Source organism: Bartonella gabonensis (genome assembly GCF_903679515.1).
In the GTDB taxonomy this organism is placed as follows: Bacteria; Pseudomonadota; Alphaproteobacteria; order Rhizobiales; family Rhizobiaceae; genus Bartonella; species Bartonella gabonensis.
Genome location: NZ_CAHOYM010000003.1, coordinates 22,477 through 38,194, shown reverse-complemented (window position 1 = coordinate 38,194; position 15,718 = coordinate 22,477). Strand labels below are relative to the sequence as shown.

The 15,718-nt window shown below is 37.0% G+C and carries 14 protein-coding genes, 1 other RNA gene and 1 pseudogene; all 16 read right to left on the bottom strand.

All coding sequences use genetic code 11. The features are described 5' to 3' along the window. Positions 1-116: 116 nt before the first annotated feature. Complete coding sequence (locus tag HWX04_RS01435; RefSeq protein WP_175868470.1) at positions 117-818, bottom strand: tRNA (guanine(46)-N(7))-methyltransferase TrmB; 702 nt, start codon at positions 816-818, stop codon at positions 117-119. Then, complete coding sequence (gene metK, locus HWX04_RS01430) at positions 815-2,083, bottom strand: methionine adenosyltransferase (protein ID WP_175868469.1); 1,269 nt, start codon at positions 2,081-2,083, stop codon at positions 815-817. The genes HWX04_RS01435 and metK overlap by 4 nt, the downstream gene beginning before the upstream one ends. A 131-nt stretch (positions 2,084-2,214) precedes the next feature. After that, positions 2,215-2,628, bottom strand: coding sequence for a helix-turn-helix domain-containing protein (locus HWX04_RS01425; RefSeq protein WP_175868468.1), 414 nt, complete (start codon positions 2,626-2,628; stop codon positions 2,215-2,217). A gap of 149 nt (positions 2,629-2,777) precedes the next feature. Next, the gene (gene lnt, locus HWX04_RS01420) at positions 2,778-4,394 is read right to left on the bottom strand and encodes an apolipoprotein N-acyltransferase (RefSeq protein WP_175868467.1); all 1,617 of its coding nucleotides are present in this window, start codon (positions 4,392-4,394) and stop codon (positions 2,778-2,780) included. Further along, entirely contained in the window at positions 4,375-5,400 is a 1,026-nt protein-coding gene (locus HWX04_RS01415; RefSeq protein WP_175868466.1) for a hemolysin family protein, read from the bottom strand. The genes lnt and HWX04_RS01415 overlap by 20 nt, the downstream gene beginning before the upstream one ends. Positions 5,401-5,484: 84 nt before the next feature. Then, the gene (ybeY, locus tag HWX04_RS01410) at positions 5,485-5,976 is read right to left on the bottom strand and encodes an rRNA maturation RNase YbeY (RefSeq protein ID WP_175868465.1); all 492 of its coding nucleotides are present in this window, start codon (positions 5,974-5,976) and stop codon (positions 5,485-5,487) included. Then, positions 5,973-7,109, bottom strand: coding sequence for a PhoH family protein (locus HWX04_RS01405; protein WP_175868464.1), 1,137 nt, complete (start codon positions 7,107-7,109; stop codon positions 5,973-5,975). Before HWX04_RS01405 ends, ybeY begins: the two co-directional genes overlap by 4 nt. A gap of 129 nt (positions 7,110-7,238) precedes the next feature. Next, a complete protein-coding gene (miaB, locus tag HWX04_RS01400) occupies positions 7,239-8,615 on the bottom strand; it encodes a tRNA (N6-isopentenyl adenosine(37)-C2)-methylthiotransferase MiaB (protein ID WP_175868463.1) in 1,377 nt (458 codons plus the stop codon). A 31-nt stretch (positions 8,616-8,646) separates the two neighbouring features. Continuing rightward, positions 8,647-9,138 (bottom strand): ribosomal protein S18-alanine N-acetyltransferase, encoded by a 492-nt coding sequence (gene rimI / locus HWX04_RS01395; RefSeq protein WP_175868462.1) that lies wholly within the window; start codon positions 9,136-9,138, stop codon positions 8,647-8,649. After that, positions 9,131-9,823, bottom strand: a complete 693-nt coding sequence (tsaB, locus tag HWX04_RS01390) for a tRNA (adenosine(37)-N6)-threonylcarbamoyltransferase complex dimerization subunit type 1 TsaB (protein WP_175868461.1) — start codon at positions 9,821-9,823, stop codon at positions 9,131-9,133. Before tsaB ends, rimI begins: the two co-directional genes overlap by 8 nt. Positions 9,824-10,479: 656 nt before the next feature. Next, positions 10,480-11,493, bottom strand: a pseudogene (locus HWX04_RS01385) (YeiH family protein). Between the two features lie 52 nt (positions 11,494-11,545). Continuing rightward, positions 11,546-12,151 carry a recombination mediator RecR gene (gene recR / locus HWX04_RS01380; protein ID WP_175868460.1) on the bottom strand — a complete coding sequence of 202 codons (606 nt, stop codon included), beginning with the start codon at positions 12,149-12,151 and terminating at the stop codon, positions 11,546-11,548. Positions 12,152-12,187: 36 nt separating this feature from the next. Then, positions 12,188-12,511 carry a YbaB/EbfC family nucleoid-associated protein gene (locus HWX04_RS01375; RefSeq protein WP_175868459.1) on the bottom strand — a complete coding sequence of 108 codons (324 nt, stop codon included), beginning with the start codon at positions 12,509-12,511 and terminating at the stop codon, positions 12,188-12,190. Between the two features lie 14 nt (positions 12,512-12,525). Then, complete coding sequence (locus HWX04_RS01370; RefSeq protein ID WP_175868458.1) at positions 12,526-14,466, bottom strand: DNA polymerase III subunit gamma/tau; 1,941 nt, start codon at positions 14,464-14,466, stop codon at positions 12,526-12,528. A gap of 226 nt (positions 14,467-14,692) precedes the next feature. Beyond that, positions 14,693-14,790: signal recognition particle sRNA small type (gene ffs / locus HWX04_RS01365), an RNA gene on the bottom strand. A gap of 482 nt (positions 14,791-15,272) precedes the next feature. Beyond that, positions 15,273-15,680 carry a hypothetical protein gene (locus HWX04_RS01360; protein ID WP_175868530.1) on the bottom strand — a complete coding sequence of 136 codons (408 nt, stop codon included), beginning with the start codon at positions 15,678-15,680 and terminating at the stop codon, positions 15,273-15,275. Positions 15,681-15,718: the final 38 nt, after the last annotated feature.

Here is a 15,718-nt window from a genome sequence, read left to right as displayed (position 1 = left end):
TATTAAAAAAGAGCAGGCCCTACGACCCACTCTTCATCATAAGACCAAGAATTTAGCTATTGATACTCTTAAATTCAAAATTTTTCAAGATATTTATGAGAAAAGCATTTAATCATTTATTTCTTGATAAAGGTAAGATAGGTAGGTGTTCTCCCTTCGCGTAAAGCTTTTGCTTCATAGCGGGTTCCTCTCCATAGCGGATAAGGTATTTTCCAATCTTGGGGGCTTTCTGCTTGCCACTCAAAGTGATCATGGTGTGTACAATGATAGAGGGTCCAGTTTACATAACTGTCTATATCACTAGCAAAGCGAAAAATTTTCCCCGTTTTAAGAACGCGAGCAAAACGATTAAGATTTTTTATGTTGATGAAACGTCGTTTCCAGTGTTTCTTTTTCGGCCAAGGATCAGGATAGAAAAGATCTATTCCATCAAGTGAGTGATCAGGGAGCCAATCAAGCAAGCGCGTAGCATCATCATTATAGAGGCGAAGATGATTTTGATAGTGTGTATACTGTTCAAGGGAAAATAATATTTTTGCCATGCCATTGATAAAGGGCTCAATGCCGATAAAACCGGTTTGTGGAAAATGTTCCATTTCATGGAGTAAATGTTCACCACCACCAAAACCAATTTCAAGTCGAACTTCTCTTACTTTACGAGAAAATAAGGATGTAAGGTTTGAGGGAGGAGGGGCATTTAAGTCAATATTAAAATTAGGGAGAAGCATTTTTATACGCGCAAGCTGATTGTTTCGTAGCTGCTTTCCTTGTCGGCGTCCAAAAAAGGCTTCACTCTTGCGTGTGTTCTGTTTAATCATGGGATTTTGATCATTGTTTGAAGTGTTTTCACGAGATCAGTTTTTTCCCATGAAAACGAACCATCATTCTTTGGTTTTCGTCCAAAATGACCATAAGCAGCTGTTTTTGTGTAGATCGGTTTATTAAGGTCAAGATGTTTGCGAATTCCAGTGGGGGAAAGGTCCATTATTTTGCGAATGGCTGCTTCAATAACCTTTTCATTGACTTTTCCTGTTCCATGAAGATTAAGATAAATGGATAAAGGTTGCGCAATACCAATTGCATAGGAGAGTTGAATCGTGCATCGCTCTGCTAAATGAGCAGCAACAATATTCTTCGCCAGATAGCGTGCCGCATACGCTGCAGAACGATCAACTTTTGTTGTATCTTTTCCTGAAAAAGCACCACCTCCATGGGGGGCTGCACCTCCATAAGTGTCTACGATAATTTTGCGTCCCGTCAGTCCAGCATCGCTTTGAGGGCCACCAATGACAAATTTTCCTGTTGGGTTAATATACCAACTGCATTGATCTGCAATGGGAATACCATGTAAAGCTTGACGAATATAAGGTTCAACGACTGTGCGGACTTTATTGGAATTCCAACTTTCGTCAAGATGCTGCGTTGAAAGAACGATGGATGTTATCTCTATAGGTTTTCCATCTTTATAACGTACGGTGATTTGGCTTTTAGCATCTGGTCCTAATTTCCCAGTTTCCCCTTCTCCTTTATGGCGGGCTGCAGCAAGAAGTTTGAGAATCTTATGTGCATAATAAATTGGTGCAGGCATAAGGTCAGGTGTATCACGGCAAGCATATCCAAACATGATACCTTGATCACCTGCTCCTTCTTCTCCATGCCGATCCGTCGCATTATCAACGCCTCTTGCAATATCAGCGGATTGAGGGCGCAAAAGAACATCAATTTTAACAGTTTTCCAATGGAAATCTGCTTGTTCATAGCCAATGGCGCGAATAGCATGGCGCGCTGCTGTACGAAAACGCCTAGGATTAATGAGTGGAAAGCCAGCCTTATCATAGATAAATTTTTTATTTTTATCTTTTTTTAAGAGCGTATCGGGAACACGTACCTCACCGGCGATAACAACACGGTTGACACTGACGAGAGTTTCACAAGCAACGCGCACTAACCACGGATCAGTCCCAGTCTTTTGCGCTTCTCTATAGACCATATCAACGATTTCATCAGAAATACGATCACAAATTTTATCAGGATGTCCTTCCGATACCGATTCGCTCGTAAAAAGATAATCTTGATGCGGCATAGGAACTCCTTCAAAAAAGAAAACCAACAATTCAATTAATTGCGTACTAAAATTGCTACGGTTTGCCAATTCCACAGCAAATCGTCAATGCAAATTTATATAAACAAGAGAGAAAAAATATAATTTTAATTTTATAGCTTATTTGCCAAATCTTCCTCAGAAAGTGCTTTTGCTAAGTCAATGATTTTTCGACGCACTTTAGCATCAGATATATTCGTAAAAGCCCGCATGAGCTGAATACCTTCGCTGCTAGAACAAAAGTCCATAAAATTGTGATCACTTTCAGCAAAACCTTCTACTTGTTGAGAGGTAATCCCTTTATCAAAAAAGTAAGAAACAGGAACATCCATAATTTCTGCTATCGCTTGGAGACGACTGGCACCAATACGGTTTGTTCCTTTTTCATATTTTTGGATTTGCTGAAAAGTAATTCCTAATTTTTCACCTAGTTTTTCTTGAGTAAGTCCTAAAATATTACGACGTAAACGGATACGAGTTCCAACATAGATATCTATAGGGTCAGGTTTTTTTCTAGTTTCGGTCATAATGCAACTCTTTAATTTCCAGCACTTTTCTTTTAAACCAACATCAGATTTATGCGAAGTTGGTTTATCATACAATTAAAATAATATGTAATATTTTTTCCCAATATTACTGGTACACGCAACATAATACCGTACAAGGAGCACTTGAATCATCTAGACTGTTTTGTAAAACCAAAACCAATACGACACAATAGCATAAGGATGAATAAGATAAAAGTAAAGAAAGTTCTGTATTCATGGCTTCCTATAGGAGTAATGGATGATGGAATTTTTGAATCAATAATGCCCACAGCATTTTGTTGAAGAGCTACAACGATTCGTCCATAAGAATCAATAACAGCTGATATTCCATTATTAGCTGCTCGTATGAGGGGTATTCCTAGCTCAATGGCACGAAGCTGTGCTTGTTGAAGATGTTGATAGGGACCTGGTGTTACACCAAACCATGCATCATTTGTAATATTAATGATTGCTTGAGGCGGGGGACCTTTGAAAGTCATTTCATGGGGAAATATTGCTTCATAACAAATCAATGGGAGATAAGAAAATCCGTTTGGCATGACGACAGTTTTTCGCTCATGTGCAGTACTATATCCACCAATATTATCAGCGAGAATACGCAATCCAATTTTTTCCAATAAATTCTGATAGGGAAGATATTCACCAAAAGGAACTAAATGAAGTTTATCGGAAGTGTGTAAAATATTCCCTTGAGCGTTAATGACTGCAATTGTATTGAAATATTGTGTTTGGAAATGAGGGAGATCATCACTAGCGCGTATTGCTCCGATAATAGCCCATTGTTTAGGTTTTAAAAAAGAGGCAATATGCATTGTTATAGATGAGTTATCATAAAGAAGATAGGGTACGGATGCTTCAGGCCATACGATAAAATCGGGTTCTGGATTTTTACCAGTTATTGGAGTTTCACTCAGATGCATATGCGCTTCCAACATAGATTCTCGTGTATTATCGCGCAATTTTATATTTTGTTGGATGGACGGTTGAACAATGCGTACCCAATAATTGCTTTTTTGATCTTCAGCTATATTCTCTATCGTATGGAGGCGATAAAATCCAAAACCACTGTGAATGAATATAAGTGCTAAGCAAAGAGAAAGTGCTACTTTCTTTTTTTCATTTGTGAGTAAAACTGTTGGCAAACTGTAGGTTAAGACAGCAAGAATATTCATTCCGTAAAGTCCCACGATTGCATCAGACTGCATAAACATTGGGGTTGGCATGGCTGTATAGCCAAGAGCATTCCATGGAAATCCTGTGAATAAGAACGCACGAAACCACTCGGCTAATCCTAAGGCAAAAGCTAAAACAAAAAAGCGTGCGCTTCCTTTTGTCCATAATAAACCGACAATAAAACCGGAAAAAAACCAATAAAGAGAAAGGTAGAGAGGAGGAAATAAAATGGCGAGTGGGACTGCCCAACCAAAAGAATCTGGATCTGTCAACAAAGCATTGCAGAGCCACCAAAGTCCACACATAAAATAACTAAAACCAAAGGTTCCGCAGCTTAAAGCGTAGGTAAAAAAATGTTTTTTATTGTTTGGAGAGGGGCGTATTGAGTCAAGTAAAACAATAAAAATAGGAAAAGTAAAAAAGCAAAGAGGTGTTAAATAAAAGGGTGGAAGAGCAAAGGAAGTAAGAGCACCACATAGAAATATCCATGCCTGCCGCTTCCAGCCGGTAACAGAGAACAAAAAAACGATAAAATTGTTTAAAAACGCTCGACTATTCTTTAGGGATGGCATTATTTTCAAGATTCTTATTTTCTGGAATGCGAAAAATGCGCAATCGCTTAATTCGACGTTTATCAGCTTCTAAAATACGGAATTTATAACCAGGGACAGCTTCGACAACTTCACCTTTTGCAGGAATACGATCAAGAATGGAGACAATTAAACCACCAATAGTATCAACTTCATCACCATATTCTCCTACGATAAAATTAGGTCCAAGAGCTTTCTCCACATCTTCTAGTTCGGTTCTTGCATCAACGAGCCATTTATTGTTGTGTTCGCGTACGATAGCATTTTCGACATTATCATGTTCATCTTCGATATCGCCAACAACCAATTCAACAATATCCTCCATTGAAACAAGTCCATCTGTTCCCCCATGTTCATCAATAACTAAAGCCATTTGTGTTCGTGTGGTTTGCATCCGTGTTAATAATTTGCTTGCAAGCATAGAACTTGGAACAAAGAGAACTGTTCGAATTAAATCCAATTCACCGATGGGAGTATGTAAATCTGTATGATTTAATTGCAGAAAATCGGATTTCTGTTCGTTTTTTGGAGGGTTGATAATAAAGCGAGTCATATAGTTAAAAATATCGTGGATATGGATCATGCCACGCGGATCATCTAAAGTTTCAGCGTAAACAGGTATGCGAGAATGACCAATTTTTGCAAAAAATTTAAGGGCTTCTCCAAGTGAGGTGTTTATTTCCAATGCTTCAATTTCAGAACGTGGTATCATAACATCATCTACGCGTGCTTCACGCAAGTGTAAGATATTATGCAGCATAGTACGTTCTTCAGGTGAGAAGGGAGCAGTATCTTTTTCGTTGTCAGTAGTGAGAGCAACGGTAAGATCATCGCGCAGTGATGTAGGTGCACAATTACGACCCCGTAAAAATGAAAATAAATGATTTATCAGGGAGTATTTTTCTGTATGATTCGTATTTTGAGAGGGATCTTTTTCATTATTAGAAGATGTTTGATTATTATTTTGTACATTTATTTTGTTTGCCATGGTTTTAAAATCTTCTAAACTTTCTTTTTATGATAGGTGAATGAGAGGCTTTAAACGGTATGCTCGTGATATTGATTTTAAAAGTTAAATTTTATCATTTATAGATAACTCAGCGTAAGGATCTTTTATAGAGAGCTTTTGAAGAATTTCTCTTTCGAGCTTTTCCATTTGATGTGCTTCATCATCAGTTTCATGGTCATAGCCAAGCAGATGCAAGATACCATGAATGATCATATGCGTTAAATGGTCTTGAAATGTTTTTCCTTGTTTTTTTGCTTCAAGAACAACAGTTTCTCGCGCAATAATAATATCACCCAGCATGGGACCAGGAGGATTTCCAGCTTTAATTGGAAAAGCAGGAAAGGATAACACATTGGTGGATTTGTTTTTACCACGCCATTGTGTATTGATTTGTGCCATATGTTTATCATCCGTAAAAAGCAGGCTGATCTCACTTATAACATTTTCCAATGAAACATGATGCATCACTGCCGTTAATGCTTTTTTGGTGATATCATAAAGCATTTTTTCATCATTCCACCCTGAACTTTTAACCATTATATCAATAATAATCATGATGAATCAAATTCATTTTTTAATGTATCGCACGCGAGTGATTTTTTTTTATTTTGTATTTCAGAATTACGATCATAGGCATGAACGATAGCGGCAACAAGCGGGTGGCGTACAACATCTTTTTCATCAAAGCGTACAATTGCAATATTTTCTACATTTGAAAGAATACGGATTGCTTCAATAAGACCTGATTTTTGCCCTATAGGCAAATCAATTTGGCTTACATCACCAGTAACAATCATACGTGTTCCTTCTCCAAGACGTGTAAGGAACATTTTCATTTGCATGAGCGTAGTATTTTGTGCCTCATCAAGAATAACAGCAGCATGAGCAAGCGTTCGTCCGCGCATAAAGGCAAGAGGAGCAATTTCTATGACTCCAGAAGCTAAAATACGTTCTATTTTTTCAGCGGGCATCATATCATAAAGAGCATCATAAAGTGGTCTTAAATAGGGATCGACTTTTTCTTTGAGATCACCGGGAAGAAACCCCAGATGTTCTCCAGCTTCAACAGCAGGACGTGAGAGAACAATTCGCTCAATGATACCACGTTCTAGAAGCATTGCAGCATGAGCAACAGCAAGATACGTTTTTCCTGTTCCTGCTGGTCCTACACCAAACACAAGTTCAGTATGCTCCATAGCGCGTATATAAGCATCTTGTGTTGGAGTCCTTGCATGAATTATTTTTTTATGGGTGGTCAACCGTGCCGGTATATGTTTCGTTGCAGATTTGTGTGTTATTGTGTCTTCTTTCTGCTTTTGTGGTATACTTGCCATAGCAATCGCTCCTTTTATATCTGATAAAGTGAGCTCTTGATGTGTTTTGGCACGTTCATAAAGCTGTTGCAATATATATCGTGCACGCTTTATAACAGAAATATCTCCATGGATTAAGATTTCATTACCACGCGGATGAATACTAAGTTTGAGTTTTTTTTCGATATAAGCAAGATTTTCGTCAAATTTACCAAAAACTGCTTTTGCATATTTATTATTTTCGAAAATCAAAACAACTTGACTCGTATCTGAAGCGCTTGCTTGTTCCAAGGGATCATGTTTTTCAATGTCAGCATTTATTTTTTTAGTTGAAGCTTTCAGCTTATTCTCCATATCTACATAAATATTAAACATTTTTTTGAGTAAACTCTATAAAAGAAAAATTTTCTTTCATAAAAATTTATGCTTTAGATGTAATCATTTTCTTTGAAAATAAAAGAGTTTTCCAAAATCTTTATTGTGAACAATATGATAGAGGTATATTTATCTATTTGTCACTTCACCGACAAAACTATTTGAGCTTGCATTTTTAATATGAATTTCTATCACGCTACCTGTAGAGGATTCTGTATCGACAACAACAGGTAAAAGCCAAGGGGAACGGCCCACCATTTGCCCTGAGTGTCGTCCAGGCTTTTCGATAAGAACATCTGTTTTTTGACCAATTTTAGAACATAAAAATGTATTTTGCTGTTCAAGGAGAAGAACTTGTAAATGTTGAAGCCTAGCATCTTTTACAGCTTCATCAACATGATTGTTCATTGTGGCTCCCACTGTTCCAGGACGGGGGGAATATTTAAAAGAATAAGCTGAACTGTATTGTACTTGTTGAATGAGCTTAATAGTTTCTTCAAAGTCTTCATCTGTTTCTCCTGGAAACCCTACAATAAAATCACTTGAAAAGGCAATATCTGGCCGTGCAGCCCGAATTTTTTCGATAAGATGAAGATAATAAGAGCTTTTGTGTTGGCGATTCATCGCTTTTAAGATTCGATCAGATCCTGATTGAACAGGCAGATGGAGGTAAGGCATTAACATATCAAGATCTCGATGCGCGGCAATAAGACTATCATCCATATCACGCGGGTGGCTGGTTGTATAACGCAAACGCTTTAAACCATCGAGTTTTGCCAGATGATAAAGAAGATCACCAAGACGCCAAGTTTTGCCATCAGCACTTTGCCCATGCCAACCATTGACATTTTGTCCAAGCAACGTAATTTCTTTAACTCCCGCTTCAATGAGTTGACGGGCTTCTTCGGTAATTTGCTCGACGGAGCGCGATATTTCAGCACCCCGCGTATAGGGAACAACACAAAAAGTGCAAAATTTATCGCATCCTTCCTGTACTGTTAAAAACGCGCTAACACCCCGTTTTCTTACTGCACGTTTATTATGAGGTGGTAAATGGGCAAATTTATCTTCAACAGCATAATCCGTTTCGATAATTTTTTTGCCTTGTTTGGCTTTTTCTAATAAGTCTGGCAAGCGATGGTACATTTGCGGACCAATCACGAGATCCACTGTTGGAGCACGACGCAAGATTTCACTTCCCTCAGCTTGTGCAACACAACCCGTTACACCAACCATTAGAGGTTTATCAGGTGTTCTCTCTTGACGCATAACGCGCAAACGGCCGAGATCAGAATAAAGTTTTTCTGCTGCTTTTTCACGAATATGACAGGTATTAACAAGAATAAGATCAGCATCATCGGGCGTTTGTGTTGTCACATAGCCTTGAGCACTGAGACTATCAGTCATCCGTTGGCTATCATAAACATTCATTTGACACCCATAGGTTTTGATAAAAACCTTTTTAGAAGCAACAGGAGATGTATTTTTAGGATTTACTTTATTCATAGTGCTTGTCTAAATGTTTTTTACACAAATCTCAATCTATTTGCTTAAAAGTTTTTTGCATGATAATTGCATCTCCGCGACCATTTTGTGACGGGTAATAGGCCAGACGTTCAGAAATTTTTTGAAATTCAAGGCGTTGATAAAGCTTTAAAGCAGAAAGATTTGTGGCTTCTACTTCCAAGAATAATTTCATAGCGTGCTTATCGTGAAGATGATGAATTGTATGATCGACAAGTAAGGTACCAATTCCTTGTTGACGATAATGAGGGTGGACAGCAATTGTGATGATTTCTGCTTCATCAAGAATGAGACGGCATAGGCAAAAGCCTAAAATTTGATCAGATTGATCAAAGAGAAAGACTTTGTATCCAAAGATAGAGTGATCTGTTAAAAAGGTATCAAACGCTTGTTTCCCCCAAGCAGGGGTAAAACAATGTTGATGGATTTGCTGAAGGGAAGCACTATCATTAACTTGTAGTGGAGCAATTCCAAAATGCTCATTTGTCAATGAAAATTTAAACATTATTTTTTCGTGGTAAAGCAAAATTGGTTTGTTGTTTTGCATCAGCGCTGCGTAGATAGAGGGGGCAAGGAGAATTTTGGGGTTGTTTGTTCGCAGCAAGATAAGCATAGTTTACAATATCCGCTGCTTCGTAAGGGATTTTTTCTAGGATAATTTTTTCGTTTATTTTATAGTTTTCAATATGCTGCATAACGATATCAGTTGCAGGACCAATCAATTTTGTTTGTTGTGGTAAATCTTCGATGATATCTTCAATTGTTTTTAATCCTGATGCTCCTAAAGGAGTCAGATCTGCGTTAAAGTTTTGATGGTAGAACATGCCTCTTCCTGCTTCAATGACAACAGTGATTGCTGATGCAGTATTTTTATTAATTATTGTCTGTGATGCTAAAGCTTCAAGGGCGCTCACCCCAATAGCAGGTATTTCAAGCGCTAATGCCAAAGCGCGTGCTGTTGAAACCCCCACACGCATACCAGTGAACGATCCAGGTCCAATATTAACTGCAATACGATCAATTTGATCAAGCGCTATATTGGACTGCATCATTACATGTGCAATGTATCCAATAAGTTTCTCAGCATGCCCTTTGTACATGCGCTCACTGATACGCGCAATAACAGATTTATGGCGAATGAGTGCAACAGCACAATAAATTGAAGCAGTATCGATAGCAAGAATAAGCATAAGAATATTTTAGTTGAATGATATGAGAAATAAAAGATCTACTGTATTTTTAAATTTTTCCATTTTTTGGTAATTTTTACAATATCTTAGAAAATTTGCAAAACTAAAAGATATCAATATTTTACTATAGGAAGCCAAATTTCAAGATGTTTTTATCTCTATATAGAAGATCAATCAATAAGACAGAGTGAGCTTTTTTACAAAACGCAATAGCTTTTTTTATTGGGTTTTATGAGGTTTGATTGAATCTTGACGATATTTTGTTGACCAACAGAATAAGCAACACACATTTGCAAGTAGCTAAGTCACAATATTACATTTGTTATTTCTCCTATAAAAGCATGTTTCGCATTTTTTGTAAAAGCTTTATTTTTATGAGAGAAAATAAAAAATAGGCCTGTTTTTGTGAGATTATGTTTCCAGTATCATGGCACTCTGCTACAAGCAATAGTTTATGAAGAAAGAATTTGTTTAAAGGAGTTTATCATCTTGTTACGATATTAAAGAGGAAAGTGAAAACGATCTTTTGACAAAATTTTAAAAAGTTTCTTGAAATTTTGTCATTATTGAGCAAAAAATATTGCGTATTCATAAATGCCTTTGAAGTTATTCGGTAAATTTCAGTAAAAAGGGAAAAAATAACTTTAGGGGTTCTTTTAAAATGTTATTTGGTTTAAATTAATTAATTGTATCATAATAAGGCTACAAATACCGAGAATAATGATGGAACAAGTTGAAGCCAAAATAACACGCCATCCTGCTTTTTTAAATGAACGGATATCAACACCTAATCCTAATGCTGCCATTGAAATGATCGTTAATACTTGAGCAGTTAATTTAATGGGGTTGATAGCTTCGCCAGAAATAAGTTCACTTGAGCGAACAAGCATCATCATAACAAAACCAATGATAAACCATGGTACAAGAGTGTGCCAACGCAAGCGTGTTTGTGATGAGCGATGGTAGATGATTGAAAGAGCAAAAATAAGAGGACCTAACAACAAAACCCGCACCAATTTAACAACTGTTGCAATTTGGACACTTACAAAGGATATAGATGCTGTTGCGGCTAAAACTTGTGGTACAGCATAGACAACCATACCAGCAAGTATCCCATATTAACTAAATGACAAACCCAGAAGTGGATGGAGAAAGGGAAGAAATAAAATAATAAGAATACCCAAAAGATAAGTAAAAGCAATTGATGCGGCGACTTCATCATGTTTTGCTTTAATGACAGGCGCAACGGCAACGATAGCTGAATTGCCGCAAATAGCATTTCCACAAGCCACCAACATTGCTAAATGAGAAGAAAGCCCAAAAAGTCTACCGATGAAAAAACTGATAAGAATAGTTATGAATATAATGAATATGATGCTAGCAAGCAAACTCCAGCCGGTTGAAAGAACAGCGTGAATACTAATGCTTGCTCCTAAAAGAACAATAGCAATTTCAAGAAGTGTTTTTGCACAAAAAACTATCCCTTTTTGGAAATATGTTGGTAAAAGAAAACAACTACGGGTGATTGATCCTAAGAGAATTGCTAAAACAAGCCTTTCAAGCCATGCTTCGGAGAAGAGTTGTTTCTCTATGACTTCTAAACCGTAAGCTAAGGCTGATATAAGTAAACATGCTAGAATACCAGGACCAAAGTCGTTTAAAAGTGACAGATTTTTTTGATCATTTTAGAATTTCCCCCCATAAGAAAGAGTTAAAAAAGTTTTAAAGATTTGTTCTTGCTTGTAAGGCTGCTGCTAAAGTTCCATCATCAAGATAATCAAGTTCACCACCTACGGGAACACCATGGGCAAGTCGAGTAATTTTAACGGAAAAATTAGAAAGCTGGTCGGTGATGTAGTGTGCTGTTGTTTGTCCCTCAACAGTCGCATTGACAGCGAGAATAATTTCCGTGATTTGGTTTTGTAAAACGCGCTGGATCAAGGAGGCAATATTGAGTTCGTCAGGACCTATTCCATCTAAGGGGGAGAGTCGTCCACCCAATACATGATAACGTGCGGCTAAAGTTTTTGCGCGCTCAAGAGCCCACAGATCAGCGATATCTTCGACAACAATAATTGTTGTATCATCGCGGCGTAGATCAGTACAAATCGAACAAGGATCAACAGTATCGACATTTCCACAAACAGAACAAATGCAAACTTTATCGACAGCAATTTGTATTGCTGCTCCTAAAGGTTCCAACAATGTTTCCTTTTTTTTAATAAGGTGAAGTGCAGCACGACGAGCAGAACGTGGTCCAAAACCTGGCAACCGTGCCAAAAGCTGAATGAGATGCTCAATTTCAGGCCCAGCAATGTATTTAGACATATTCTTGTCTCATGAGATTAAATAAAACCTGCTTCATTAGAGTGGTAGTTTAAAACCTGATGGAAGCGGTAATCCTGCTGTTATACTTTTGGTTTTTTCTTCTATGGCTATTTCAATTTTTGTTCTTGCTTCATTATAAGCTGCCATAATGAGATCTTCAAGAATTTCAGCTTCCTCAGGTGTAAGTAATGAAGGATCAATTTGAATTGCTGTTATAATATTTTTGCCATTTAAAGTGATACTGACGAGATCACCCCCTGCAGTCCCAGTCGCTTGCAGATTAACTATTTCCCCCTGAATTTTCTGCATTTTCTCTTGCATTTCTTTGGCTTTTTTCATCATGTTCATCATTTCACGCATGGGAATAGGTATCCTTATTCATCATTACTATCATTTTCATTGTTAAAGAGATCAGTATTTTTAAAGGTATCGGGGGGTAAATCAAGATCATTTTCTTTGCTATTGAGTCGAATATCGACAATTTTTGCTTCTGGAAAATGGTTGAGGACTTTCGCGATATCAGGATCTGTCTCTGCATGGGAAAAAAGAGTCTTTTGAATCGCGACACTTTCTTCTTGTAAGGTTGGACCGCCTCCTGCATTAACAAAAGTTATCACATAGCGTTTTTCAGTCCATTGAGAGATTTTTTTTTCGATATCATGAGCAAAAAATTGAGGGGTATTTTCAGAAAGCCTTAAAGTAATATGCCCAGTTTCAAAAGAAACAGGATGAACAAATTCTTTAACAAGAAGTTTGAAAGGCACGTCATTATGTTGTTCGGCTAATTTAACAATATCGTGTAAAGAATTAATCACGAGAGTTTTAGGCTCAGTAATTTCTCCTGTTATTTGCATGACAGAATGTGATAAATTTGCAATATTTTCAGAAAAGTTAGTAGATTGAGAAGTTTCAAGAGTTTCTGTTACTTCTAGGGCTTTGGTGTTGTCAGGTATTTGACTTTTAATGAAATTTTCTGGTTTTAAGGAGTGATCTAATTGGTTTTGCAAGGATGTTTTTAAATCTGACTGATTTGGTAATGTATGTGAAAAGCTCGAGGAAGAATGGACATCAATTGTTGTTTCTTGTGTTATGTTATTTGCATTTATCGATTCTTTATGAGAAGAGTTTGTAACGAGCGTGAGAGGTGTTTTTTCTTGTGTAAGTTTTTTTAAAGCTTCATCAAGAGTAGGGAGATTAGCTGTGTGTGCAAGACGGATTAAAAGCATTTCAGTTGCTTGAAGTGGACGTGCAGTTTGATTAACTTCTTGTAAACCTTTGAGTAACATTTGCCAGCTTCGAGATAAAACAGGAACGGAAAGTTTTTTTGAAAAGTCTAAACTTCTTAAACGTTGTTCTTCAGTTAGTGAGAAATCTTCCACTATTTCTGGTGTGAAACGTAAACGTGTAACCAGATGATTAAAATCGGCTAATTCTGTTAATATTGTAAGAGGATCAGCGCCTGCATCATATTGACTTCGTAATTCATGTAATGCATGGACAACATCGCCCTTCATGATAAATTCAAAGAGATCAATAACACGTGCTTGATCTGCTAATCCTAACATTGTACGCACTGCAGTGGCATTAACATTGCCATTGCTATGGGCAATTGCTTGATCAAAAATGGATAATGCATCACGTGCAGAGCCTTCTGCAGCACGAACAATCATAGAGAGTGCTTGCTCTTCTACTTCGACCTTTTCATATTTCGCAATTTGGTGCAAATGCGCACACAAAGCTTTTGATTCAATTCGTCGCAAATCAAAACGTTGGCAACGCGAAAGAATTGTAATGGGAACTTTGCGAATTTCTGTTGTGGCAAAAATAAATTTTACATGGAATGGAGGTTCTTCAAGAGTCTTCAACAAACCATTAAAGGCTTGCGTTGAGAGCATATGGACTTCATCGATAATATAAACTTTATAGCGCGCAGAAACAGGACGATAGCGTATTTGTTCGATAATTTCACGAATATCGTCAATGCCCGTATGAGAAGCAGCATCCATTTCTATAACATCAATATGGCGTCCTTCGATAATTTGTGTGCAATGTTCACCAAGAGAGTCCAAGTTAGTTGTTGGTTGGTTAATATCTTTGGTTTTATAATTAAGCGCACGTGCCAAAATACGGGCTGTTGTCGTTTTCCCTACACCACGAATCCCTGTTAACATCCACGCTTGTGCAATACGACCTTTTTCAAAGGCATTGGTGAGAGTACGCACCATAGCTTCCTGACCAATGAGGTCAGAAAAATTTTGAGGTCGATATTTACGAGCAAGAACACGATAGGCTGCTTCTACCGGTGCATTTTCCATGAATGTTTCCAACTTCGAAGTTCTTTATGCGTAGTACATTTTGATCATACACAAAGCATAGGTCAATCCTGTACTTCCATATAAAAGGATTTTTTTTCAATCAATTTATTTTTATGGGGTCATTTGCTTAAAAATAACCAAATCCCTTTACCTACTGCATACAAATGCTGCTCTGAAGATTAAATACCTTGCAAAAACATAGCATAAAAATAACCTCTTCAGAAAAATAGGAGGCCGGCACGATGACCCGTACCAGAACTCGTTGGGGCTGCTTCTTTCCAGACCTGACCCAGTTGGCGAGTAGTTCGTCCACCACCAACCTCCCAAATTCATATTGTCGATTTGGAATGAAAAATCAAGATCAGAAACAAAAAATATCATAAGAACGAGAAAGAATTTTTCTTTTGTGTTTAATTTATTGAGACATAAACAACCAAAAGATTGAGGATTTATCAGTTTTCATAGCAGTCGCTGTTCATATTTCTTTTGTCTGAAATATTCGCTTCGTTTAAGAGAATGAGAGGTTATCAGGATACTTTCATTCACTAAAACCTGTAAAAGTTTGGGGATAGATATATCTATTCTAAAACTATGAAATTAAATCATTGGAAAATTTGCAACAGTAACAAAGGCCAATAAAGCATATAAATTATGCATGAGTTAAAGTAAGAAAGTTAGAAGAAGAGTACAGTTCATGAATATTATAACATATTGATTGAATAGCATTATTCTCCTTATGCAAAACAGAACACCCCAAATAGCATAACTTAATATTATCCATTCACATGTTTTTTTAAGAAATATTATTAATCATAATCTCCTGTATCACAATTTGTTCCAATCACTTTTCTTTTCGTAATATTTTTAAAAATATAATTTCCTGATGAAGGAAAGCTGATATGAAGAGATTTTATATCTTTCAATGTAAAGATCTTCTTTTCCTTATCGTGGATTATTTTCTTTTCATCATCAGCAACAATTCTCAATTTGTTTAAATCAGAAGCGGTGGAGTACGATAAAGTAAAAGATACTTTTTTCGGTTTAAACACCTCGCAAGAATATTCAACTCCTTGACGGATTATATCGGAGGAGATAATTGTAACACTTTCATCTGGCGCAAAATTCCATTCTCTCTCACCAAATCCAGCAAATGCAACACTAGAGCAGGCGAGAATATTTGCAGCTAATAAGCCTTGCGTGAAGATTTTTTTCATTATCCTCTCCATTTTTCCTAAAGTAGAATGAATCATAA

Bases quoted from the DNA above. Each gene is read 5' to 3' on its own strand.
- lnt (WP_175868467.1), bottom strand. From the start codon at position 4,394: ATGCCATCCCTAAAGAATAGTCGAGCGTTTTTAAACAATTTTATCGTT.
- rimI (WP_175868462.1), bottom strand. From the start codon at position 9,138: ATGTTTAAATTTTCATTGACAAATGAGCATTTTGGAATTGCTCCACTA.
- HWX04_RS01375 (WP_175868459.1), bottom strand. From the start codon at position 12,511: ATGCGTGAAATGATGAACATGATGAAAAAAGCCAAAGAAATGCAAGAG.
- HWX04_RS01425 (WP_175868468.1), bottom strand. From the start codon at position 2,628: ATGACCGAAACTAGAAAAAAACCTGACCCTATAGATATCTATGTTGGA.
- HWX04_RS01360 (WP_175868530.1), bottom strand. From the start codon at position 15,680: ATGAAAAAAATCTTCACGCAAGGCTTATTAGCTGCAAATATTCTCGCC.
- HWX04_RS01415 (WP_175868466.1), bottom strand. From the start codon at position 5,400: ATGGCAAACAAAATAAATGTACAAAATAATAATCAAACATCTTCTAAT.
- miaB (WP_175868463.1), bottom strand. From the start codon at position 8,615: ATGAATAAAGTAAATCCTAAAAATACATCTCCTGTTGCTTCTAAAAAG.
- HWX04_RS01405 (WP_175868464.1), bottom strand. From the start codon at position 7,109: ATGTTTAATATTTATGTAGATATGGAGAATAAGCTGAAAGCTTCAACT.
- recR (WP_175868460.1), bottom strand. From the start codon at position 12,151: ATGTCTAAATACATTGCTGGGCCTGAAATTGAGCATCTCATTCAGCTT.
- ybeY (WP_175868465.1), bottom strand. From the start codon at position 5,976: ATGATTATTATTGATATAATGGTTAAAAGTTCAGGGTGGAATGATGAA.
- metK (WP_175868469.1), bottom strand. From the start codon at position 2,083: ATGCCGCATCAAGATTATCTTTTTACGAGCGAATCGGTATCGGAAGGA.
- HWX04_RS01435 (WP_175868470.1), bottom strand. From the start codon at position 818: ATGATTAAACAGAACACACGCAAGAGTGAAGCCTTTTTTGGACGCCGA.
- HWX04_RS01370 (WP_175868458.1), bottom strand. From the start codon at position 14,466: ATGGAAAATGCACCGGTAGAAGCAGCCTATCGTGTTCTTGCTCGTAAA.
- tsaB (WP_175868461.1), bottom strand. From the start codon at position 9,823: ATGCTTATTCTTGCTATCGATACTGCTTCAATTTATTGTGCTGTTGCA.